Origin of the sequence: Erwinia sp. MYb416 (assembly GCF_037479575.1) — a bacterium.
Lineage (GTDB): Bacteria > Pseudomonadota > Gammaproteobacteria > Enterobacterales > Enterobacteriaceae > Erwinia > Erwinia rhapontici.
The window spans coordinates 56,592-77,496 of the sequence record NZ_JBBGYT010000438.1 but is presented as its reverse complement, the minus strand read 5'-3'; the positions used below and the strand labels follow the sequence as shown (position 1 = coordinate 77,496).

At 55.6% G+C, this 20,905-nt stretch carries 25 protein-coding genes; 15 read left to right on the top strand and 10 right to left on the bottom strand.

All coding sequences use genetic code 11. From position 1 onward, the window contains the following. The first annotated feature begins 123 nt into the window (after positions 1 to 123). Positions 124 to 1,074 carry a helix-turn-helix domain-containing protein gene (locus WH277_RS09770; RefSeq protein ID WP_133843633.1) on the top strand — a complete coding sequence of 317 codons (951 nt, stop codon included), beginning with the start codon at positions 124 to 126 and terminating at the stop codon, positions 1,072 to 1,074. On the opposite strand, the gene WH277_RS09765 is transcribed toward WH277_RS09770, so the two are convergent. From WH277_RS09765 to WH277_RS09740, 6 genes are all read right to left on the bottom strand, one after another. Beyond that, positions 1,055 to 1,657 (bottom strand): ANTAR domain-containing response regulator, encoded by a 603-nt coding sequence (locus tag WH277_RS09765; RefSeq protein ID WP_167863869.1) that lies wholly within the window; start codon positions 1,655 to 1,657, stop codon positions 1,055 to 1,057. The two genes, WH277_RS09770 and WH277_RS09765, sit on opposite strands and share 20 nt — an antisense overlap. Positions 1,658 to 1,808: 151 nt before the next feature. Beyond that, the gene (locus WH277_RS09760; protein ID WP_133843637.1) at positions 1,809 to 2,516 is read right to left on the bottom strand and encodes an ABC transporter ATP-binding protein; all 708 of its coding nucleotides are present in this window, start codon (positions 2,514 to 2,516) and stop codon (positions 1,809 to 1,811) included. Beyond that, entirely contained in the window at positions 2,509 to 3,240 is a 732-nt protein-coding gene (locus WH277_RS09755) for an ATP-binding cassette domain-containing protein (RefSeq protein WP_192933189.1), read from the bottom strand. The genes WH277_RS09760 and WH277_RS09755 overlap by 8 nt, the downstream gene beginning before the upstream one ends. Next, on the bottom strand, positions 3,237 to 4,259 hold the full coding sequence (locus WH277_RS09750) for a branched-chain amino acid ABC transporter permease (protein WP_133843639.1): 1,023 nt from the start codon (positions 4,257 to 4,259) through the stop codon (positions 3,237 to 3,239). The genes WH277_RS09755 and WH277_RS09750 overlap by 4 nt, the downstream gene beginning before the upstream one ends. After that, positions 4,259 to 5,128, bottom strand: a complete 870-nt coding sequence (locus WH277_RS09745; protein WP_133843641.1) for a branched-chain amino acid ABC transporter permease — start codon at positions 5,126 to 5,128, stop codon at positions 4,259 to 4,261. Before WH277_RS09745 ends, WH277_RS09750 begins: the two co-directional genes overlap by 1 nt. 9 nt (positions 5,129 to 5,137) lie before the next feature. Then, entirely contained in the window at positions 5,138 to 6,376 is a 1,239-nt protein-coding gene (locus WH277_RS09740; RefSeq protein ID WP_133843643.1) for an urea ABC transporter substrate-binding protein, read from the bottom strand. Between the two features lie 526 nt (positions 6,377 to 6,902). Here WH277_RS09740 and WH277_RS09735 point away from each other — a divergent pair. Next, entirely contained in the window at positions 6,903 to 7,289 is a 387-nt protein-coding gene (locus WH277_RS09735) for a type II toxin-antitoxin system RelE/ParE family toxin (protein WP_339506323.1), read from the top strand. Beyond that, entirely contained in the window at positions 7,276 to 7,602 is a 327-nt protein-coding gene (locus WH277_RS09730; RefSeq protein WP_238337068.1) for a helix-turn-helix domain-containing protein, read from the top strand. Before WH277_RS09735 ends, WH277_RS09730 begins: the two co-directional genes overlap by 14 nt. 88 nt (positions 7,603 to 7,690) lie before the next feature. Here WH277_RS09730 and WH277_RS09725 read toward each other — a convergent pair whose 3' ends face one another. The 3 genes from WH277_RS09725 to WH277_RS09715 all read right to left on the bottom strand — a co-directional run bounded on the left by WH277_RS09725 (position 7,691) and on the right by WH277_RS09715 (position 9,437). After that, positions 7,691 to 8,263 (bottom strand): MepB family protein, encoded by a 573-nt coding sequence (locus WH277_RS09725; RefSeq protein ID WP_208868841.1) that lies wholly within the window; start codon positions 8,261 to 8,263, stop codon positions 7,691 to 7,693. Positions 8,264 to 8,553: 290 nt separating this feature from the next. Then, positions 8,554 to 9,006, bottom strand: coding sequence for an acyltransferase (locus WH277_RS09720; RefSeq protein WP_133843645.1), 453 nt, complete (start codon positions 9,004 to 9,006; stop codon positions 8,554 to 8,556). An 8-nt stretch (positions 9,007 to 9,014) separates the two neighbouring features. Further along, complete coding sequence (locus WH277_RS09715; RefSeq protein ID WP_167863871.1) at positions 9,015 to 9,437, bottom strand: DUF2000 domain-containing protein; 423 nt, start codon at positions 9,435 to 9,437, stop codon at positions 9,015 to 9,017. A gap of 144 nt (positions 9,438 to 9,581) precedes the next feature. On the opposite strand from WH277_RS09715, the gene WH277_RS09710 reads away from it, so the two are divergent. The 3 genes from WH277_RS09710 (at position 9,582) to WH277_RS09700 (ending at position 10,840) form a co-directional block, all read left to right on the top strand. Then, on the top strand, positions 9,582 to 10,049 hold the full coding sequence (locus WH277_RS09710) for an Lrp/AsnC family transcriptional regulator (protein ID WP_133843649.1): 468 nt from the start codon (positions 9,582 to 9,584) through the stop codon (positions 10,047 to 10,049). 81 nt (positions 10,050 to 10,130) lie between these two features. Beyond that, positions 10,131 to 10,565, top strand: a complete 435-nt coding sequence (locus tag WH277_RS09705; protein WP_133843651.1) for a hypothetical protein — start codon at positions 10,131 to 10,133, stop codon at positions 10,563 to 10,565. 2 nt (positions 10,566 to 10,567) lie between these two features. Next, on the top strand, positions 10,568 to 10,840 hold the full coding sequence (locus WH277_RS09700) for a type II toxin-antitoxin system RelE/ParE family toxin (protein WP_133843653.1): 273 nt from the start codon (positions 10,568 to 10,570) through the stop codon (positions 10,838 to 10,840). A 16-nt stretch (positions 10,841 to 10,856) separates the two neighbouring features. Here the strand turns inward: WH277_RS09700 and WH277_RS09695 are convergent, their stop codons facing one another. Further along, positions 10,857 to 11,642: a DeoR/GlpR family DNA-binding transcription regulator gene (locus tag WH277_RS09695; protein ID WP_133843655.1), complete on the bottom strand. Its 786-nt coding sequence runs from the start codon at positions 11,640 to 11,642 to the stop codon at positions 10,857 to 10,859. Positions 11,643 to 11,827: 185 nt separating this feature from the next. Here WH277_RS09695 and gatZ point away from each other — a divergent pair, with 185 nt between their 5' ends. From gatZ to WH277_RS09650, 9 genes are all read left to right on the top strand, one after another. Further along, entirely contained in the window at positions 11,828 to 13,123 is a 1,296-nt protein-coding gene (gatZ, locus tag WH277_RS09690; RefSeq protein ID WP_339505437.1) for a tagatose-bisphosphate aldolase subunit GatZ, read from the top strand. After that, a complete protein-coding gene (gatA, locus tag WH277_RS09685) occupies positions 13,116 to 13,574 on the top strand; it encodes a PTS galactitol transporter subunit IIA (RefSeq protein WP_133843659.1) in 459 nt (152 codons plus the stop codon). The genes gatZ and gatA overlap by 8 nt, the downstream gene beginning before the upstream one ends. A 36-nt stretch (positions 13,575 to 13,610) precedes the next feature. After that, entirely contained in the window at positions 13,611 to 13,895 is a 285-nt protein-coding gene (gene gatB, locus WH277_RS09680; RefSeq protein WP_133843661.1) for a PTS galactitol transporter subunit IIB, read from the top strand. Positions 13,896 to 13,899: 4 nt separating this feature from the next. Next, a complete protein-coding gene (locus WH277_RS09675) occupies positions 13,900 to 15,270 on the top strand; it encodes a PTS galactitol transporter subunit IIC (RefSeq protein WP_133843663.1) in 1,371 nt (456 codons plus the stop codon). Positions 15,271 to 15,308: 38 nt separating this feature from the next. Continuing rightward, positions 15,309 to 16,358, top strand: a complete 1,050-nt coding sequence (locus WH277_RS09670) for an alcohol dehydrogenase catalytic domain-containing protein (protein WP_159337387.1) — start codon at positions 15,309 to 15,311, stop codon at positions 16,356 to 16,358. Between the two features lie 15 nt (positions 16,359 to 16,373). Continuing rightward, on the top strand, positions 16,374 to 17,228 hold the full coding sequence (locus WH277_RS09665) for a tagatose bisphosphate family class II aldolase (protein ID WP_133843667.1): 855 nt from the start codon (positions 16,374 to 16,376) through the stop codon (positions 17,226 to 17,228). Between the two features lie 116 nt (positions 17,229 to 17,344). Beyond that, entirely contained in the window at positions 17,345 to 18,094 is a 750-nt protein-coding gene (locus tag WH277_RS09660; protein ID WP_133843669.1) for an NAD-dependent epimerase/dehydratase family protein, read from the top strand. 243 nt (positions 18,095 to 18,337) lie between these two features. Continuing rightward, positions 18,338 to 20,470: a putative bifunctional diguanylate cyclase/phosphodiesterase gene (locus WH277_RS09655; RefSeq protein WP_339505430.1), complete on the top strand. Its 2,133-nt coding sequence runs from the start codon at positions 18,338 to 18,340 to the stop codon at positions 20,468 to 20,470. 94 nt (positions 20,471 to 20,564) lie between these two features. Beyond that, positions 20,565 to 20,903, top strand: a complete 339-nt coding sequence (locus tag WH277_RS09650; RefSeq protein ID WP_171148863.1) for a hypothetical protein — start codon at positions 20,565 to 20,567, stop codon at positions 20,901 to 20,903. Positions 20,904 to 20,905 lie beyond the last annotated feature (2 nt).

The window sequence follows — 20,905 nt, the reverse complement described above, 5'->3', positions numbered from 1 at the left end:
TCATCACGTTAAAAACCGTTAATTTTCTCTTTGTCCGCGCGTTATGGCCCTGTTTTTGCAGTATCAGTGATGAGTTCGCGAAGAATATTGCGCTGATGCCCGGTCACTCTGCGAGGAAAGAGCATGAAAGAGTATTTTTCCACTGAGGATTTTGAATCCCGCCACCGTTTTGATGCCTGGCGCGATGCCGTGTGTTCGCGGCTGATCAATGCCCGGGCACAGCAGACCCAGGCCACGGAGTTCTCGGGTAGTTTCACCTACAGCACACTGGCCGATGTTGATATTGCCAGCCATACCTCGCGCACTGCGCTGGTGTGGCAGCGCACCCCACAGTGCATCCGCCAGCACCCGGCCAGTGACTACTATATCGGGTTATTTCGTAGCGGTAGCGGTCAGCTGGAGCAGAATGGTCACCGCAGTACGGCGCAGTCAGGGGATATGGTGATTTATGATGCTGCACGGCCGTTTAACTTCGCCATGGATCAGGCCGCGATCAATATAATCCGCCTGCCGCGCACCGTGTTTGATCACAGCGCACCGGGGATTGATGCGCTTGCCGGTGTCAGGCTTGATGCCCATCGTCCGGGCGTCACCACCTTACGGCAGATGATGCTGGAAGCCTTCGATTACAACAGTGATACCGAGAGTGCCGGGCACACCGGGCAGTTTGCCAGCACGTTGTTTGAACTGATTGCCGCCGCCATTAACCTGCAAAAAAGCGATGCGTCAGGCAAACCGGATCTGTATGCCCGCATGGTCGCCTGGCTGAAGCAGAACCTGCATCAACAGCAGCTTTCGATTGCCAGCCTCGCCAGCGCCCACCACGTTTCCCCCCGCACCGTCAGCCGCCTGTTTGCCGCCCACGACAGTACGCCGATCGGCACGCTCTGGCAGCTGCGCCTGGTCGCCTGCCGCAAAGTGCTGCTGGAAGGACGGGCGCGCAGCATCACCGAAGTGGCGTTCGATCACGGCTTTAACGATATGTCACATTTCAGCCTGGCCTTCCGCAAGGCCTTTGGCTGTTCGCCCACCTCACTGATAAAAAAACGCAGCGTCAGCCTGCCTGGCGAGTGAGGTTCAGGCTGTCATCAATAATGCGGTCGGCCACCTGCTCCAGCGTACAACGTCGGTTCATCGCTTCAGAGCGCAGTAAACGGTGGGCGCTCCCTTCATCAAGGTGGCGCTCACTCATCAGCAGCAGTTTGGCCCGGCTGAGTTTGGTGTGAAGAAACAGACGGCGCTGGCTTTGCGTCAGTTCCTGCTTCAGATGACGCAGCTGTTGCGCCACCTGCGCGCAGGCGTTTAGCTGTGCCGCCAGGGCGAACGGGTTAAGCGGTTCGGCGATGCTTGCCTGTGGGGAGAGTTCCAGCATCAGTGCCAGCGCGGCGAGATCCTGATAGTTCACCAGCGCTATCAGCGGCACTTCGCGCTCGCGCAGCGCCTGGCTCAGGGCCAGCAGCGCCGGGCGATAACGGCAATCGATGCGCACCACCACCACATCCGCCTGCGGCATCGGCTGTGCCAGCGGCCAGCAGTGCAACATTGTGCAGCCCAGCGCAACCAATTGCCCGGCAACGGCATCAATCTCGCGGTTGGCCGGATGCACCATGCACACCTTCAGGCCGTTTAACCCACCCAGCGTTGTATCAGTACCCATCGCATGCATTTCCCGTCAGTGCAGCACGACAACAGGCCGTACCATCATCAGAGAAGGTAACGCGTTGTGCTGTGCCACACTGTGCCGCGCAGGACGGGTATTATATTCAACGCGCCAGGGTTTGCGGGCAGACCGAAACAGAAGGTCATCCCTACGCTACATGGAACCCGATATGCTGTTCGGCAATCGCCTGCGCGCTGGTCTGGCGCGGGTCAATCACTTCAACAATCGCCCCCTTCTCAATCACATGAATACGGTCGGACAGCGCATAAAGGAACTCGATGTCCTGCTCAACCAGGATAATAGAAATATCCATTTCATGGCGCAGCACGCGTAGCGTCTCGATGATCTCCTCACAGATATTCGGCTGGATCCCTTCCGTTGGCTCATCCAGCAACACCAGCTGCGGTTCACCGCACAGGCAGCGGGCCAGCGCCAGCAACTGCTGCTCACCGCCGGACAGCGATCCGCCGGGCTGAGCCACCAGCCGCTTCAATCGCGGAAACAGCTCCAGCATCCGCTCCACCATCGGTGCCGCCTTGGCGAAGTTTTTCACACAGCCCATGCGCAGGTTTTCTTCCACCGTCAGCGTGGGAAAAATCTGCCGCCCCTGCGGCACAAAGCCAATGCCCGCCACCGCGCGCTGATGCGCCTCATAGCGGCTGATATCAATGCCGTTCAGCAACACCTGCCCCTGCCAGCCGGGCAGTTCGCCCATGATGGCGCGCAGCAGCGTGGTTTTCCCCATGCCGTTACGGCCCAGAATGCCAGTAAAGGCTTTGGCACCGACAAACAGATCAACGTTATGCAGCACCGGCACTTTGTCATAACCGGAAACCAGCCCTTTCAGTTCAAGCATGTTTGATCTCCGTATTTCCGAGGTAAGCTTCTTTGACCGCCGGGTTCTGCGTGACCTCGCGGAAGGTGCCTTCCGCCAGTACCTCCCCCTGGTTAAACACCGTCACCTGCTGAGCGATCATGCTGATAAATTCCATGTCATGCTCCACCACCACGACCGTGCTGTTGAGGTTGATCTCTTTGATAAGCTCGGCGGTTTTGCGCACTTCGTGCCAGGTCATCCCGGCGGCAGGCTCGTCCAGCAGCACCAGATCGGGTTTTGAAATCAGGATCATCCCCAGCTCCACCCATTGCCGCTGACCGTGCGACATCTCAGACAGCACCGTGTCGGCGCTGGCAACCAGATCGATCTGCTCCAGCACCTGGGCAATATGCTGCGGGATCTGCGCTTTCGGCAGTTTGACCGCTGCCGCCTGCCACAGATTTTCATAGACGCTTAAGCCCTCGAATACGCTGGGCACCTGGGTTTTAATTCCGATGCCGAGCCGGGCGATGGCCCAGGGTTTCAGGCCGGAGATGACCTGGTCGCGGTAACGGCACTCGCCGCGCGTAGGCAGCACCTGGCCACTCAGCATCTTGAAGAAGGTGCTCTTCCCCGCGCCGTTCGGCCCGATCAGGCAGCGTAGCTCGCCCTCACGCAGGGTAAAATCCACCTCTTTCACCGCATGGACGCCGCCAAAACTGACGCCCATTTTCGTTGTCTGCAGAATAATCCGGCTGTTCACAGTTTCACCTCCGACATCTCAGCATCCGCTTGTGGTCTGGCTTTACGCCGTATCAGCCGCTGTAAGGTAGGCAGCAGTCCACCAGGAATCAGCAGCACAAAGGCGGTGAGGATCACCCCCAGTACCAGATTGGTGTCGACGCTCTGCTGCGCCCCAAGCCGGGTCACCAGCCACTGCAACGCCACACAGCTGATCACCGGGCCGATTAAGGTGCCGCGCCCGCCGACAATCACCCAGATAATGATCTGCGCCGACTGGCTGATGCTGAAGACGCCGGGGCTGACGAATGCCCCCCAGTTGACGTACAGGCAGCCCGCCGCCCCGGCAATCGCACCGCCGATGGCAAAAGTGCCGAGCTTATGGGCCGGGACGTTATAGCCCAGCAGCCCGGCGCGCTGTTCGTTTTCACGGATCGCCACCACGGTTTTGCCAAAGCGGCTGGCCAGCGTCAGCTTCAGCAGCGCGTAACAGAGGATCAGGCAGAAACCGGTGACGGTGAAAATCGCTTCCGGCGACAGAATATCGTCGGGGCTGAACAGGCCGTTCAGCGTTGGCACGGATGGCATGCCGTTAAAACCGCCGAGCAGCGCTTCACCCAGGCGGTATTCGCTGCCGGAGGTGGAGTTCATCCAGTTAAACAGCACCAGGCTGACCGCCAGGGTGATCGCTCCCAGATAGACGTCGCTGACGCCGCCGTAAAAAATCACGTACCCCAGCAGTAGCGAGAACAGCGTTGGCACGACAATCGCTGCCACCACAGCCCAGGTGGAGTCGCCAAAGTTAATCGCACAGATAGCGTAGGTGTAAGCGCCAATACCGAAAAACGCCGCCTGACCGAAGCAGAGAATACCGCCGTAGCCCCAGATAAATGCCAGGCTGAGCGACAGGATCGCCATCACCAGAAATACCGTCAGCGACAGCAGCGTGTACAGCTCCAGCGCACCGGATAACCACAGCGTCACCCCCGCCGCCGGGATCACCACCAGCAGTGTTTTTACCCATTCAGGCCATGTTTTCATCACAGGGATCTCCGAAAGAAGCGACCAGTAATGCCCTGCGGTAACAGGCGCAGCAGAACAATGGCCGACAGCAGCAGCGCTACCGCACCAAACACCGGCGTAGACATAAAGGTGACCACCTGCGAAATAGAACCAAACAGCGTTGAGGAGGTGAGCGTTCCGGCAATGATCGCGCTACCGCCGCCGATCACGGTGATAAAAGCTTTGGCGATATAGCTGATGCCGATCGTCGGGATCACCCCGGTGATCGGCGCCAGCAGTGCCCCGCCGAGGCCGGAGAGCGCCGCCCCCAGACCAAAGGTCAGGCTGTAGATTTTTCCGGGGTTGGTGCCCAGCGCCGCTGCCATCCGTGCATTTTGCATGGTAGCGCGGGCGCACAGGCCGATGGTGGTGAACTTCAGCAGCAGCCACAGCGCCAGCATCAGGCACAGCGAGAAGCCGATCATAAACAGCGCATAACCGCTGGTATTCAGGCTGCCGATGGTCACGCCCCCAAGCGGGGAGCTGATGCCGAGCGTCGTATTGCCAAACACCATGGTTGCCGAGCCGATAATCGCCAGGCTCAACCCCCAGGTCGCCAGCATGGTGTCGATGATGCGCCCATAGAGGTTACGGATGATCACCCGCTCCACCACGATGCCAAAGATCCCCACCACCAGCGGTGCCAGCACCAGCATGGAGATCCAGATCGGCACGCCCCACTGATTGGTCGCGAGGATCGCCACATAGCCCCCCAGCATCATAAATTCACCGTGTGCCATATTGACGATCTTCATCATGCCGAACACCACCGCCAGCCCAAGGCTCATGACAATCAGCGTGGCAATCGCGTTCAGCACTTCAACGCTGTAGATAATGATCCAGTCCATATTCCCTCCTTACAGCTGTATCTGATACTGCTTGGTGTCACGCGGATTCTTTTTCAGATCGCACACCATTGCAGTATCCAGCGGTGGCTGCTGCGCATAGGTTTCGAGGATCTGCATCTGGTGGTCTTTGACCTCCGCGATATGCACATCCAGCGTCAGATGATGGGTGCCCGCATCGACGGTCGCTTTACCGCTGGGTGAATCAATCGACAATCCGCTTTCCAGTGCTTCAATCACCTTCATCCGGTCGGTATCCCCCGCTTTTCTCACCCCTTCCGCCCATAGCAGGAAGCCCTGATAGGCGCCCATCGCCAGGTCGCTGACATAAGGGGCATTCGGGCCATACTTCTCTTTGAAACGCTTAACGAAGTCGATATTGGTCGGCTGGTTGATCTCCTGCATATAGTTGGCGCAGATCAGCATGCCGTTACTCTCTTCCGGCGAGAGGATGATGTGTTCATTACCGCTGCCGAAGCTGGTGGAGGTCATCGGGATTTTTCCGGTCATGCCTGCCGCGTGCCACTGGCGGTAGAACGACAGGTGCGCCCCGCCCACCAGCGCCGACCAGATAAAGTCCGGTTTCGCCGTCTGGATTTTCGAGATGGCGGCACCAAAGTCGGTGACGTCCAGCGGGAAGAATTCGACGGCCACGGTTTCCCCACCGTTATCGGCAACATACTTCTTCACCCAGGAGGAGATGATCTGGCCGTAGTTGTAGTCGGCCGCCAGGATGTAAACCTTTTTGCCCCACTTCTTCATCGCATAAGGCACCATCTTCTCAACGGTTTGCGCCGGGGTGGAGCCGGAGGAGAAGTAGTTACGGTCGCAGACACCGCCTTCATACTGCGCCGGGTAGAAATAGAGGGTGCGGAAGCGGTCGAGTACCGGGCGGATCACTTCGCGTGAAGCAGAGGTGATCCCGGCGTGTACCACGGCCACTTTATCTTTCAGCGCGGCCTGCTGTGCGTACTGCGCATAGAGCTGCATATTCGACTGCGCGTCATAGGTAATCATCTGCAACGGCCGCCCCAGCAGGCCGCCGCTGGCGTTAATTTCGGACGCCGCGAGGTTGATGGCATCGGCCATCGGTTTACCGTAAATATCCAGGCCGCCTGACAGGTCGAGAATGGTCGCCACTTTGATCGGGTTGTCGCCCGCGGCAAAGCTGAACTTCGGTAACCCCAGCGTTGCCATGCCGACTGCGGATGCCACACTGCCACTGATAAATGAACGCCGACTGATAGCCATAAACACTCCTGATGCTGTTTTTTAATTTATTTCCCCCACGGGAAGCCCTTCATGATCGCCATGAAAGAGAAAGGGGATGTTGGGATGGTTAACGTTGACTGACGCCATTGTCAGGCTAAAGGGTTAGCAGGATTAACTAAGCAATTAACAGGCCAGGATTGCGGGGGCAGGCAGTACGCCGCGTGGGCACTGTCGGTGTGTTTATCAGAGCGATATATGCACTATCCTGGCACACAGCAATGTGCAGATATGGTGCATAACATATTGATTTAATTATTTATTGTTATGGCAGGCAGGTAACGGAGGTTGGCATTTTGAACACAGTATTATGATGAAAAAGATGTTTTAAAATCATCATCGGCAAGCCCATCAGACCACTTAATCATGAATAAGAAGGCGTCATTTCCTCTTCTGCAACTGATGTTTTTTTGTTCATCCATATTGCAGAATGCTCCTCACAAAACTATAGTACTCAGTACCACAAGGAAAAGAGGCATTACAGCGTGGTGAACGATTATGGAAGGGTATTTATGTGACCAACCTTTTCGAAAGAAGCCTTAAGAAGCAAAATATCCCTGACACAACACTGTGCAAAATCGCTCAGGAAATTGTCAGCGGACTTTTCGATGCAGATTTAGGCGGAAATGTTTACAAAAAGCGCATCCCTTTACAGCGAGGCAAAAGCGGAGGGTCGCGCTCAATTGTTGCCTTCAGATTGGGCGAAAACCTATTTTTCATTGATGGCTGGATTAAAAGCGATGTCAGCAAACGCGGACAGAAAGAAATTCCAGATGATGATTTGGAAACCTATCGCGATATTGCTCACGATTTTCTCAGCATGTCAGCTCAGACTATTAATAAGGCAATAGAGACAGGCAGATTAAGAGAGGTACATTGTTATGAGCCGTCTTAAACAACTACAGGAAATGGCGCACAGTTTTAATGAAATAGGTGCCGTTTCAGATGAGACAGTGAAACGCCTGGATGCTCGCATCAGAGCGCAGGAAATTCGCGAAAAGTTGCCAAAAATCATGGTAATGGAAGGCAAAGATATCCGGGCGATGCGTGACCGTTTGGGGATCAGCCAGGCCGGACTTGCCTATACGATGAATATGACAGTAGCCAGCATCTCAAAATGGGAACGTGGAGAGAAAAAGCCAAATGGTGCCGCACTTCGCCTGTTAAACACCCTTGATCGTAAAGGGATTGAGGTTTTTGCGGAGTAACGTCGAGCTGAAAAGAAGGTGCACACCATCAACACGGCCGACCGGAAAAAAGAGCTGGCCCGTACGCCAACATCATCATGTCGTGGGGCTAGCTTCCCCGGTTCTCCCGACTCAGCCCCCGCCACACATCGCCACCCGCAGAGTATTCAGAATGTAGCGGATAAAAATAGCGGCTCTGCCACTGCTGTGTTTTGAGCGCCTGGCGCGACAGAGGTGTGACCCAGGGCGCGTAAACCCGCAACGCACGCTTGCCGCCCACGCCCTGGCGGGAGAACACGCCCTGTTTCACCAGAATATCGTCATCAAACAGAAAAATACCGCGGTTCTCCTCATCAAAAACGGCCACCATCACGGCGGCAATGTCCTGCTCGCTGTCCAGCGGGGCAATCTCATCACCCACGCCTGGCCGCTGCCATAGCGTGACAAACTGACCGACTTTCGTCGGGGTAGTACGCGCAACACGGAAAACCACGGTTTGATGATTGACCGACAGGCGGCAGGCTCCGTAGTCGGCACTTTCTGCCTCGCGCTGCGGCGCATGGGTCACGACCAGCCCGGCAGGCAGCAAAAGGTTTTCAATACACTCGCAGAGTTGCACTGGCAGCAGGCCGTTTGCCGGGTCGGTCTGCCAGGTCAATGGGTGGGTAACGGTATCAGACACAGATCACTCCCTGTTAAAAGCACGTATCAGTTAGGCACTCCGGCAATCACTTTAGTCGATTATGCCGTCAGTAAAACACCGATGGCAGCATCGTTCTGAAGATAATCCTTTTCCATTCCGGGTCACGTTGATCAGGCCGCTGTCCAGCGTTGGTACGGGGCGATCGGAAAAGATGATCGCCCCCCTTCATCAGATCGATATGCCGTGGAGGTTTTAAAATCCCACAGCGGGCACGCTCTTGCGGGGATGGACCAGTATGGAAAAAGGGTTGCCTTGACAGGCGAAGAGGTTCACAGCGTTCTGATTAGCCGGGCAGGATTGCCGGCATAAATTCCCTTGATGGTCACCGGCTTCACGACCACACTGCCCGCGCCAATCACCGCACCGCTGCATATCGTTTCCGTCAGAATGGTCGCGCCGCTGCCCACGGTAACATGGTCGCCCAGCGTGATGCGCAGCCAGTTTTGCGCATCCGCATCCGGTTTACCGCTGTGAAACAGATCGTTGGCAAAGGTGACGTTATGCCCGATAAAGCAGTGATCGCCCAGCGTGACGTTCTCACAGATAAACGTGTGCGACTGAATACGACTGCCGCGCCCAATCACGCATCCTTTCTGGATCTCGACAAACGGGCCGACAAACACATCATCCTGTAACACACATTCATAGATGTTTGCCGGGGTCATCACCCGAACATTTTGCCCGCTGACCACATTGCGAATGTCACTGTCGATAATCTTCATTGCACCCTCTACTTATACAGCGCCAGATTCCCCGTCAGTTGCGTGATCTTCTTCTTTGGCCCGATTAAGCCAATCGCGACCAGCTCAATCTGTGGGCTGCTGACTGTGGAAATACGTTCCCCATACTCTTCATACGTCCGGCACGACTGTGCCAGCGCGCTAAACGGCATGGCGTAGATATCCTCATCCTGACTGGCGATAGACAGTAATTGTTGCACATAACTGCCCTCTGCCAGCAGCACAGGCAACGGGGCATAGATCACCCCCGGATAGTTCACCCCATCGCCACTTTGCAGATCCGGCCCCACCAGATTGTCGACCGTGCGGCCAAAGCTGATGCCAATCACGCTGGCAGCATTCATCGCCAGCCCGGGGCTGAGTTGATTGTCGATAATAATCGTACAACGGTGCTGCGTGGCGTCAAATTTCATCGAAATTTCCTGGTGTCAGTCACAATAATCAGGCGAATATTATTGCGCAGCGTGGCGGGAAAAGGTTGTCTCAATCTGTTGTAAAATGCCTAAAAAGGGCAAGATTAACCTATTGAAATATCAATATGAGAAGAAATGGACCTGATGACCTTAAACACAATCGACATGAAAATTCTGGCGCTGCTGCAAAACGATGCGCGCGTCACCAATCAGACGTTGGCCGACCATATCGGTATGTCGGCATCGCCATGCTGGCGTAAAGTGCGCAAGCTGGAAGAGGATGAAGTCATTCAGGGCTATCGCGCCGTGCTGAATCGCAAGAAAATTGGCCTGGGGGTAATGGTCTTTGTCCGCGTATCGATCGATAGCCACAACGAGGCCGAAGCACGCAAATTTGAACAGGAAGTCACCGCACTGGAGGATGTGGTGGCCTGCTACAGTATCGGCGGCGATGCAGACTTTCTGTTACAGGTGGTAGCCCAGGATCTGGATGCCTACGCTGACTTTGCCATGAAAGTGATCCGCCGCCTGCCAGGCATCAAAGAGATGCAGAGTATGTTTGTGCTGAAAGAGATTAAGCCGCTGGTCAGCTATCCCATTAAAGCCGGGTAAATACCCCGGCAGAATTGCGATTAACAGTTAATTGCGTATAATTCGATTATTATTTGCGCGCAAGAATTAAGGTGCATAACGATGAACGAAACAATCGATCACGCCACGTTCAATAAGTTGGCAGAAGCCGGTGCAATCAACTCCGTCCAGGTGGTGGCTCAGCCCGGAGGCTGGATATTGTTGATCCGCTATGGACGCATAGAGAGCCAACTGACTACGCAACGCAGCCGCAAGACGCGTCTGTTTAAACGACTGGAGTCATTGGTTATCTATTTGAAAGACCTGGGCATCGAACGCTTTGATATTGACTCTTCAGGCTTTGACCCACAAATAGGACCAACGGGTACACGGCCCGATCGTTCTGCGGCGCTTAAACGCGCCCATGAAGCCGCAGCGTATGAGCAGTGGTTTAGTGAACAGGTTTTGATTTCACAGAATGATGACAGCCCTTCCCTTGATCATCAGCAAGTCCGGGAAATTTTTGCCGCGAGGAAGCGCGCTCTGCTTAAGGAATAATCATGGAACTGGTATGGAAGCCACATGCCCTGAAGGACAGGGAAACCATCATGGATTATATTGCCAAAGACAACCCGCTGGCCGCAGTTGAACTGGATGATCGCTTTGAAATTATCGCAGAATCAGCATGTCGTCACCCGGACATGTACAAAATGGGGCGAGTGCCCGGCACTCATGAGGCGGTGGTACATCCCCATTACGTCATGATTTATCAGGTCGATAGTTGTAGCCTGCAGATACTGCGTATCCTGCACACTGCCCGTCAATGGCCATAACCGCCACCATTCTCGCCTACACGACCATCACTGTCTTCCCTTTGCCGATCAGTTGATCCAGCACCTCTGGCGGGGCGGCATCATCGGTAATGATGGTGTCGATTTTTGCCAGCGGCAGGACCTGGTTAAAACCTTTGCGGCCGAACTTACTGGCATCGGTTACCACCACCACTTTATGCGCGGCCGCCGCCATGACGCTGCTGATGGCAAACCCTTCGTTAAAGGTGGTGATGCCGTTATCCGGGTCCAGCCCATCGGCCCCGACAAACATCAGATTGGCAGAGACGTCGCGCAGGGCATATTCCGCAATGGAGCCGTGCAGCGAAATGGTTTTATGCCGCAGCGTGCCGCCGCACACCACCAGCGTAATATCTTTGTTTTCCGCCAGGATAAAAGCCGCGGGCAGATTGTTGGTGATCACCGTGATATTGCTGAAAGCCACCAGCTCCTCGGCGATCAGTTTGGTGGTGCTGCCACTGTCGAGGATCAGCGTATCGCCTTCCTGCACCAGCCCTGCGGCCGCAATGGCAATGCGTTTTTTCGGCCAGGAGGCCAGCTGATAACGGTCCGTCAGGCTGACTTCCGCATGATACTGCACGGCCTCAGGCTCCTGAAGCACACTGCTGACTCTGGCGGCACCGCCGTGAAAACGTGTCAGTAACCCTCTCTCTTCCAGCAGCCGTAAATCTGCACGGATGGTGACTTCGGTCACGCCTAACTTCCCCGAAATATCGTTAACCAACAGGCTTCCCTGAGCATTGACCAGCTCAACAATCTTCCTCCGGCGTTCAAACGTATTCATAACGGCTCCTGAAATGATGATAGGCGAAAGCTTAAACGGAAGTATTAGAAAGTAAAAGACAATAAAGACAAAGAAAGACAACGAAAGAATACGAAAAGATTATGACTCCGATCACAAAAGAACAGGAAGCCAATTGCGCCACATTCGAAAACAAACGATTGTTTGCGTAGTCAACCGGAGGGTATATGAGAAAGATCATTGAACAACACCAGCGAGATCCACAGATTGGCATCTGCTCAGTCTGTTCTGCACACCCGTTAGTGATCGAAGCGGCACTGAGAATGGATCTGCACAGCGATCGTGCGGTATTAATCGAGGCCACATCCAATCAGGTCAATCAGTTTGGTGGCTACACTGGCATGACGCCGGAGAGCTTTCGTGATTACGTGCTGACGATTGCCGACCAGGTGGGGTTTCCGTCACAACGTCTGATCCTCGGCGGCGATCATCTTGGGCCGAACTGCTGGCAACATGAGCCCGCAGAGCAGGCGATGGCCAAATCCCGGGATCTGATCGCTGCCTATGTGCAGGCGGGTTTCAGCAAGATCCATCTTGATGCGTCCATGCCCTGCGCAGACGATCCCAACCCGTTACCACCGGAAACGGTGGCGCAGCGTGCCGCTGAGCTGTGTTGTATTGCCGAGATTACCGCAACACCTCAGCAGAAAGCCGCACTGACCTATGTGATCGGCACGGAAGTTCCGGTGCCGGGTGGCGAAGCCAGCGCCATTAATACAGTGCATATCACCCACGTAGCGGATGCAGCGGCGACGATTGAGCTGCATCATCAGGCGTTCCGCACTGCAGGGCTGGAAGACGCCATCGGGCGGATCATCGCCATCGTGGTGCAACCTGGGGTTGAGTTCGATCACAGCAGCGTGGTGCACTATCAGCCCGCACTGGCACAAGGGTTGCGCGACTTCATTGCCACCACGCCGCTGGTGTATGAAGCCCACTCAACGGACTACCAAACCCGCAGCGCCTATCGTGCACTGGTGCAGGATCACTTCGCCATTTTGAAAGTCGGCCCGGCACTGACCTTTGCCCTGCGCGAGGCCGTATTCGCTCTGGCCGCGATTGAGCTGGTGTTGATCGCCCCGGAACAGCAGAGCCAGATCCTTGCCGTGATTGACCAGGTCATGCTTAACGAACCCGGCTACTGGAAGAAGTACTACCGCCCGGTATTCAGCGACTCGCTGGTGGATATTCATTTCAGTCTGTCTGACCGCATCCGTTATTACTGGCCACATCCGCGCATTCATCGCGCCTTCAGCCAGTTGATGGATAACCTGGCAACGACAGCGATCCCGTTAGGTTTGCTCAGCCAGTATCTGCCACAGCAGTTTTCCCGCGTGCTGTGCGGCGAACTCACCCCGACACCGACCCGTTTAATCATCGATAAAATTCAGGACGTCCTGCGCGACTATGCCTTTGGCTGCGAACGTCAACCACAGACACTGAAAGGGGTCAGCCATGCATGATTATCGGTTGTTCATCACGTCAGGCGTGCATTTCGACAACGCACAGCAGGTGCTGACGCATATAGGAGAACGGATGCTGGCCGAAGGTGTAGTGCTTCCGGGTTACCCGGCGGCACTGCTGGCGCGGGAACACCGTTACCCGACGGGTATTGCGCTGGAAAATCACGCCGTTGCCATCCCGCACTGTGAAGCTATCCATGCGATTGAACCGGCCATTTATCTGATCCGCCCAACTATCCCGATCGAATTTGACCAGGCCGATGACGACGGAAAAGTGGCCGCCACGCTGATTATCGCGCTGGTGGTTACCCATCCACAACAGCAAATGACGTTACTGCGGGCACTGTTTAGCCAGCTGCAACAGCCAGAATTTATTGAAACGCTACTTAACGTCCCGGAAGCAGAGATTGCCACCTGTTTTAACCGGCAACTGCTGGCGACGGCGGCCTGACCCTTGTCTTACCTGACCCTACAACAGGAGTGACCTATGAAAAGAAAAATTATCGTTGCCTGCGGCGGTGCCGTCGCGACCTCCACTCTGGCAGCAGAAGAGATCAAAGAGCTGTGTGAAGAGCACGACATCACCCTAGACCTGGTGCAGTGCCGCGTCACCGAGATCGAAACCTATATGGACGATGCCGACCTGATCTGCACGACCGCTCGCGTGGATCGCACGTTCGGTGATATCCCGGTGGTCCATGGGATGCCTTTCGTTTCCGGCGTAGGAATTGATGCGCTCCGGCAAAAAATCCTGACGCTGTTGCAGGGGTAATTCTATGTTTACTGAAATTATGCGTTACATCCTCGATCTCGGCCCGACGGTGATGCTGCCGCTGGTGATCATTCTCTTCTCGGTCGCGCTGGGTATGAAGCTGGGGGATGCGTTTAAATCCGGGCTGCATATCGGCATTGGCTTTGTCGGTATCGGGCTGGTGATTGGCCTGATGCTGGACTCCATTGGCCCGGCCGCAAAAGCCATGGCCGAGCATTTCCAGATCGGCCTGGAGGTGGTGGACGTGGGCTGGCCGGGATCGTCCCCCATGACCTGGGCATCACAGATTGCGTTAGTGGCGATCCCAATCGCCATCGGGGTGAATATCCTGATGCTGATCACCCGCATGACGCGCGTGGTGAACGTGGATATCTGGAATATCTGGCATATGACCTTCACCGGTGCACTCGTGCATCTGGCGACGGGATCCTACTGGCTCGGCATTCTGGGTGTGGTGGTGCATGCCGCGTTCGTCTACAAACTGGGCGACTGGTTTGCCCGCGATACGCGTGACTTCTTTGGTCTGGATGGGATTGCCATTCCACACGGCACCTCTGCTTATATGGGGCCTTTCGCCGTACTGGTGGATGCCGTGATCGAAAAGATCCCCGGCCTGCGCAAGATCCACTTCAGTGCCGACGATGTTCAGAAGCGCTTTGGCGCCTTTGGCGAACCGGTCACGGTGGGCTTTATCATGGGGCTGATTATTGGCGTGCTGGCCTCCTATGATGTGAAAGATATCCTGCAACTGGCGGTGAAAACCGCAGCGGTAATGCTGCTGATGCCGCGCGTAATCAAACCGATCATGGACGGCCTGACACCGATCGCCCGACATGCACGCAAGCGGCTCCAGGCTAAATTTGGCGGCCAGGAGTTCCTGATTGGTCTCGATCCTGCCCTGCTGCTCGGTCATACCGCCGTAGTATCTGCCAGCCTGATCTTTATCCCACTGACAATTCTGGTCGCGGTTCTGCTGCCGGGTAACAAAGTGCTGCCGTTTGGTGACCTCGCAACCATTGGTTTCTTTGTTGCGATGGCGGTTGCGGTACACCAGGGCAATCTGTTCCGCACACTGATCTCCGGCGTGATCATCATGAGCATCACGCTCTGGATTGCCACGCAAACCATCGGCCTGCATACCCAGTTGGCGGCCAATGCCGGTGCGCTGAAAACCCCCGGCGGCATGGTAGCGTCCATGGACCAGGGCGGCTCACCGATCACTTATCTGTTCATCCAGCTACTGACCTGGCAAAACGTCACGGCCCTGATGGCGATTGGCTCGGTCTATGCCATCGGCGTGTTCCTGACCTGGCGGCGTGCACGTCAGGCGATACCCGCACCTGAGGCGTCTGATCTCACCGAACCGTCGAAATAACTCGCGGGGGTCAACCCCGCGTTACCGGAGTAATCAACATGAAATCTGTCGTTATACACGCCGGAGGCAGCGTTACGGTTGAAGAAAGACCGTTGCCTCATCTCGAACAGCCCGATCAGGTGCTGGTACAGGTTGAATGTGCCGGGCTGTGCGGCTCCGATATTCCGCGCATCTTCCACGAGGGGGCGCACTTTTACCCAATTATCCTCGGCCATGAGTTCAGCGGCCGGGTTGCCGCCTGCGGCAGCGATATTACCGATTTACATCCTGGCGATCGGGTCGCCTGCGTGCCATTGCAGCCCTGTTTTGCCTGTGAAGAGTGCCAGCGTCAACTGTGGTCGCAGTGTCGGCATTATCAGTTTATCGGCTCACGCAGCGATGGCGGCAACCGGGAGTTTATCGTCCTGCCGCGCCGTAATCTGTTCCTCCTTCCTCCGGGAACTACCGCGCTGGCGGGGGCCTTTTTTGAACCGCTGACCGTCAGCCTGCACGCCATGCAGTTGGCGGGGGGCTGTGAGGGTAAAGAGGTGTTGGTTATCGGTGCCGGCACCATTGGTCAGCTGGCGTTGCAGGCGGCAAAAGCGCTGGGCGCTCGCAGCGTTAGCGCGATTGATATCAATCCGCAACGTCTGGCACTGGCGCAGCAGCTGGGAGCCGATCGGGTGTTTAACAGCGCTGAGCTGACCGCTGCTGATATGCAGCCCCTGCTGCATGATCAGCGCTTTGATCAGTTGATCCTCGAAACCGCAGGCACCCCGCAAACAGTAGAACTGGCCATTACCCTGGCCGGCCCCCAGGCACAACTGGCGTTGATCGGCACGCTACATCGCGATCTCAACCTCAGCAGCAGCACCTTTGGGCTGATCCTGCGCAAAGAGCTGCACATTCTCGGTAGCTGGATGAACTACTCCGGGCGCTGGCCAGGCGTGGAGTGGCAGCAGGCCGTGGCGCTGTTCAACGCCGGGTGCATTCAGCTCACCCCGCTGATGGCCGAACTGGGCGATGCCGACACTTACGCCAGCGCCATCAGTGCCCTTCATGGTCAGCCGATGAACGGCAAGATCATGCTGAATTTTCAGAATAATTAAGCAACAGGAGGCGTTATGTACTTAGTGTCTAACCGTGAAATGTTGAAGAAAGCCCAGCGCGAGGGCTATGCCGTTCCGGCGTTTAATATCCACAACCTGGAAACCGTCCAGGTCATTGCGGAAACTGCCGCCGAACTGCGTTCCCCGGTAATTATGGCCGGGACACCGGGCACCTATCAGTACGCCGGGCTGAACTATCTGGTTTCCATCTGTCAGGACGCTGCACGCCAGTACGACCTGCCGATAGCGCTGCACCTTGACCATCACGAAACCTTCGATGATATCCGCCATAAAGTGCAGGGGGGTATCCGCTCGGTAATGATTGACGCCTCACATTTTGCCTTCGCACAGAATATTGAGCGGGTACAACAGGTCGTGGCGTTGTGTCAGCGTTACGATGCCAGTGTGGAAGCCGAGCTGGGCCGCCTTGGCGGTCAGGAAGATGACATGGTCGTCAATGAAGAGGACAGTTTCTTTACCGATCCGGCAAAAGCGAAAGAGTATGTGACGCGCACTGGTATTGATTCTCTGGCGGTAGCCATTGGCTCGGCACATGGGATGTATCAGGGTGAACCTCAGCTGGATTTTGCCCGGCTGGCGGCAATCCGTGAACAGGTAGATATTCCGCTGGTGCTGCACGGCGCTTCCGGTATTCCGGAGGCGATGCTGCGCGAAGCCATAGCGCTGGGGATATGCAAGGTGAACGTTGCCACCGAGCTGAAAATCGCTTTCTCCAGCGCGGTGAAGTCCTGGTTTGGTGAACATCCCGCCGCCAGTGACCCACGAGAATATATGGCACCGGGCAAGGCCGCGATGAAGCAGGTGGTGGCAGAGAAAATCCGCATTTGTGGCAGCACCGGGCGGCTGTAAAACGCCACAGAATGACGGGCGGGTCTCTGTACTTATTAATGAGCATAGGATCCTGTTTGCAGCACGGCCTGGACCCTGCACAATGGCTGCCTGATCAACCTCTGGAGTTTGACTGAATGGCGTTAAAAAAAATATTGATGACAGGTGCCAGTGGACGTATAGGGCGAACCTTCTTCAGCGCGATGAAAGATCATTACAGATTTGTCCTGACTGACCGGGTGGCAGCAGATTATGACGTCTCCTCACCACACCGTTTTATATCGCTGGATCTGTCAAAGCCGGGTGCGGCAGCGGAACTGCTGGCGGAAGAGCCGGTTGATGTGGTCATTCATCTGGCGGGAATACCTGACGCCGATGCGTCTTTCACCGATCTGCTGCCCGCGAATATTTTGACCACGACCTATCTGATGGAAGCCGTGGCAGAAACCCCCTGCCAGCGCTTCATTTTTGCCAGCAGTGCACAGACCATTGAAGGATATCCTGTCGATGTACAGATCCATCCCGGAATGGAGGTGTCTCCTGCCAATTTATACGGCGTCACGAAATGTTACGGTGAAGCGCTGTGCTCATTTTATGCCACGCAGCGCGGCCTGAGCTGCGTCGCACTCAGAATCGGTGCGTTTGAACAAAGGCACGCCGACAACCTTCATAACGCACGTGATTACAGTGCATGGCTCAGTCCGGAAGATGCTGTCAGGCTGCTGACGGGGGCGGTTGAAGCAGAGAATATAACGTTCTTCATCGGTTACGGCATTTCGGATAATCGTTTCAAGCGTTTTGATCTGACCCGTACCCGGGAAGTGCTGGGCTATCACCCTTCAGATAATGCATTCAGAGAATTTACACCTGAGAAACTCGCGTTCTGATGAATACGCTCCCGGGGTGTTCATGCTGATGACCCTCCCGGGCGCCTCTCTCCCCGACAGACGACCCTTTCATTATTGATGTGTATTGCGCCCGAGATAACCCCCCCTCTCCTGAGATGAATTTCAGATAAACGGATATTTTATAACGTCTTTGACTTTGCCAATAATACGTAATGAGGTAATGTTTGCGCTTAACAGGGCCAGTATTTCCTGAGGCAACGACTCGACCATCCTGGAATATCAATGAAAATCGAATACAGCACGGTAGCTGAACTGCGCCGCGAGTTTATGCGTAGCGTTGTTGCACCCGTTGTGGCCGTGGTGCTTTTTTCCCTTATGGGATGTGGGTTTACTGCATATTGGGTCACCGTGCAAAGCAATGCCAAAGCACAAGAAAAACAACAACAGGTTATTGAAAACATTTTCGCCCAGCACCTGGTCGACTTTACTCTTCAGCACAAAAATCTATTGAATGGACCGGATCTAATTTCACAGCTGGCGAAGCCCACAGAATTTGGCAGCTGGCTGTTTCATCTTGTTGGCGATAATGAAATGTATCTTCTGGATGCAGAGCAGCGTCCAGTGGTCAGCTGGCTGGAGGGCAAGCTGACCCCCGTTTCCAGCTACGATGCGCTCAGCCCGTCACTATCGCACTGGCTGCTTCCCACGGCATCGCCGGCTCTTATCCATGATTTTATCCGCCTGCGTGGCCGGGTTGCGGAGGTGGTGATCGGCACTCTGCCGGATAATTCCGGGCGACGACTGGTGTTTATCCGCTATCTGCATTACAGCTTTATCGATTTCCTTGAGCATCGCGGTGTGGTCAGCCATTTTCGCTTTACCCCCAGCGTGCCAGACCAGCCCAATAGCGCTGGTTTTCTTCTGACCTCAGCAAGCGGTATTCCCGTCAGCAGTGTCTCCTGGATACCCATGCGCCCCGGCAGCCAGATGCTGATGGTGACAGGCCCGCTGATTGCGGTGGCCATTTTGAGTATCACACTGATGTGCATCATTATGACGCGCCGCCTGTGGCATTCATCCCTCAAGCTCTCCAGCTCAATGCGCCGCCTCGCCGCCAGCGAAGCGCACGCCCAGCATCTGGCCCGCCATGATGTGCTCACCGGCTTGCCCAACCGCGCCTGGATAGAAGAACAGCTCAATGAGCGATTGCATCAGTTACCTCTGAAGCGCGGGAAGCTGGCGCTGCTGCTGCTCGACCTCGATCGCTTTAAAATGATCAACGACACCTATGGCCACCATACGGGCGATGATCTGATCGTCGAGATCGGTCAACGGCTGTCGTCGCTGTTACCAGTACAGGATGCCGTCGGGCGTCTTGGGGGTGATGAATTTGTGGTGATGATCGGTGATGTAGAAGACGATCAGCAGGTTGCCGAACTGTGCCAAAAAATTATTGCCCGGCTGGCCGAACCGATGACGCTGCGCGGTCATACGCTATGGGTAGGCGTCAGTATTGGGGTGGCACTGTCACCACGACATGGGCTGGAGCGGCTGGAACTGATGCGCAAGGCCGATATTTCCCTCTACGCTGCCAAAGCGGAAGGACGCGGGCGCTACTGCCTGTTTGTTCCGGCCATGGATGAAGCCCTGCAAAAACGTCAGCGGCTGGCGCAGCAACTCCATCTGGCGCTGGAAAATGAGACGGGATTAATGCAGTGGTATCAGCCGATTATGGATGTCAGTGGCCAAAAAATCATTGCCGTCGAAGCGCTATTGCGCTGGCAGCATTCGCAGCTTGGCAACATCTCGCCGGCGGAGTTTGTGCCGATTGCCGAAGAGACCGGGCTGATTATTGCTCTGGGCGAGTGGGTGCTGGAGCAGGCCTGTAAACTGGCGATCACCTGTCCAAAACTGATCGTTGCCGTCAATGTTTCACCCCTGCAATTCCTTGCCCCTGGGTTTATTGACAATCTGATGGCGATTATGGCGCGGCATGGGATCAATCCGCAGCAAATCGAACTGGAAATTACCGAAGGCGTGCTGCTGGAAAATGAACAGCATGCGCTGAAAACCATTAAGACCCTACGCGCCGCCGGATTCTGTATTGCACTCGACGATTTCGGCACCGGTTATTCCAGCCTGAGCTATCTGGTCCAGTTCCCGGTTGATACCATTAAAATCGACCGCGCCTTCACTCAGTCGCTAGGGGTACGCGAAAACTCAGCCACCATCGTTGAATCGGTGATCAAGCTGGGGCACAGTCTGGGTATTACCGTTACCGCCGAAGGGGTGGAAACCGAAGAGCAGCGATTGATGCTGGCCTCGGCAGGTTGCGATCGTTTACAGGGATTCCTTCTCAGTAAGCCACAGCCGGCGGAACAACTGCATGCGCTGCTGCGCGAGAGGCATGGCTGAGCGCCGTCAGGCTTATTTTGGTCGCCCCGGGCGCATATCTCCGTATAATGCGCCCCCTGATGATAGCCCGCTCCGGGTGAATTGAGTTGATGTGATGAAAAAGCTGTTCTCGCTGTTAGTGCTCGCTGCCGCCGTACTGTCGTTGTGGTGGTTTATGTTCAGAAGCCCGGCCCACGATCCGCATTATGACGCCGCTGCCTGTGCCGCCGTCGATGTGCTGGGCACGCCGACCAGCGAGCAGGACTTCGCCGATAAAATTCGTACAGTTATTATTAACGAAAACAGCTCTTACTCGGTCAAACAGGTCAGCTACGACGAGCGGCTGGGTCGATCGTCGATTGAGAAGTACCAGGCGCTCAGCGTGGAGCAAAAAAAGGCTGCCGCAAAGGATGTAGCCAGCTGCATTGATGTGATGAACGCCGCCGGATACTGACG

Excerpts from the sequence above, each read along its gene's own strand:
- WH277_RS09745 (WP_133843641.1), bottom strand. The coding sequence starts at position 5,128 with ATGGACTGGATCATTATCTACAGCGTTGAAGTGCTGAACGCGATTGCC.
- gatB (WP_133843661.1), top strand. The coding sequence starts at position 13,611 with ATGAAAAGAAAAATTATCGTTGCCTGCGGCGGTGCCGTCGCGACCTCC.
- gatA (WP_133843659.1), top strand. The coding sequence starts at position 13,116 with ATGCATGATTATCGGTTGTTCATCACGTCAGGCGTGCATTTCGACAAC.
- WH277_RS09750 (WP_133843639.1), bottom strand. The coding sequence starts at position 4,259 with ATGAAAACATGGCCTGAATGGGTAAAAACACTGCTGGTGGTGATCCCG.
- WH277_RS09655 (WP_339505430.1), top strand. The coding sequence starts at position 18,338 with ATGAAAATCGAATACAGCACGGTAGCTGAACTGCGCCGCGAGTTTATG.
- gatZ (WP_339505437.1), top strand. The coding sequence starts at position 11,828 with ATGAGAAAGATCATTGAACAACACCAGCGAGATCCACAGATTGGCATC.
- WH277_RS09720 (WP_133843645.1), bottom strand. The coding sequence starts at position 9,006 with ATGAAGATTATCGACAGTGACATTCGCAATGTGGTCAGCGGGCAAAAT.
- WH277_RS09700 (WP_133843653.1), top strand. The coding sequence starts at position 10,568 with ATGGAACTGGTATGGAAGCCACATGCCCTGAAGGACAGGGAAACCATC.
- WH277_RS09770 (WP_133843633.1), top strand. The coding sequence starts at position 124 with ATGAAAGAGTATTTTTCCACTGAGGATTTTGAATCCCGCCACCGTTTT.
- WH277_RS09730 (WP_238337068.1), top strand. The coding sequence starts at position 7,276 with ATGAGCCGTCTTAAACAACTACAGGAAATGGCGCACAGTTTTAATGAA.
- WH277_RS09695 (WP_133843655.1), bottom strand. The coding sequence starts at position 11,642 with ATGAATACGTTTGAACGCCGGAGGAAGATTGTTGAGCTGGTCAATGCT.
- WH277_RS09665 (WP_133843667.1), top strand. The coding sequence starts at position 16,374 with ATGTACTTAGTGTCTAACCGTGAAATGTTGAAGAAAGCCCAGCGCGAG.
- WH277_RS09710 (WP_133843649.1), top strand. The coding sequence starts at position 9,582 with ATGACCTTAAACACAATCGACATGAAAATTCTGGCGCTGCTGCAAAAC.
- WH277_RS09765 (WP_167863869.1), bottom strand. The coding sequence starts at position 1,657 with ATGGGTACTGATACAACGCTGGGTGGGTTAAACGGCCTGAAGGTGTGC.
- WH277_RS09705 (WP_133843651.1), top strand. The coding sequence starts at position 10,131 with ATGAACGAAACAATCGATCACGCCACGTTCAATAAGTTGGCAGAAGCC.
- WH277_RS09675 (WP_133843663.1), top strand. The coding sequence starts at position 13,900 with ATGTTTACTGAAATTATGCGTTACATCCTCGATCTCGGCCCGACGGTG.
- WH277_RS09715 (WP_167863871.1), bottom strand. The coding sequence starts at position 9,437 with ATGAAATTTGACGCCACGCAGCACCGTTGTACGATTATTATCGACAAT.
- WH277_RS09760 (WP_133843637.1), bottom strand. The coding sequence starts at position 2,516 with ATGCTTGAACTGAAAGGGCTGGTTTCCGGTTATGACAAAGTGCCGGTG.
- WH277_RS09740 (WP_133843643.1), bottom strand. The coding sequence starts at position 6,376 with ATGGCTATCAGTCGGCGTTCATTTATCAGTGGCAGTGTGGCATCCGCA.
- WH277_RS09660 (WP_133843669.1), top strand. The coding sequence starts at position 17,345 with ATGGCGTTAAAAAAAATATTGATGACAGGTGCCAGTGGACGTATAGGG.
- WH277_RS09650 (WP_171148863.1), top strand. The coding sequence starts at position 20,565 with ATGAAAAAGCTGTTCTCGCTGTTAGTGCTCGCTGCCGCCGTACTGTCG.
- WH277_RS09670 (WP_159337387.1), top strand. The coding sequence starts at position 15,309 with ATGAAATCTGTCGTTATACACGCCGGAGGCAGCGTTACGGTTGAAGAA.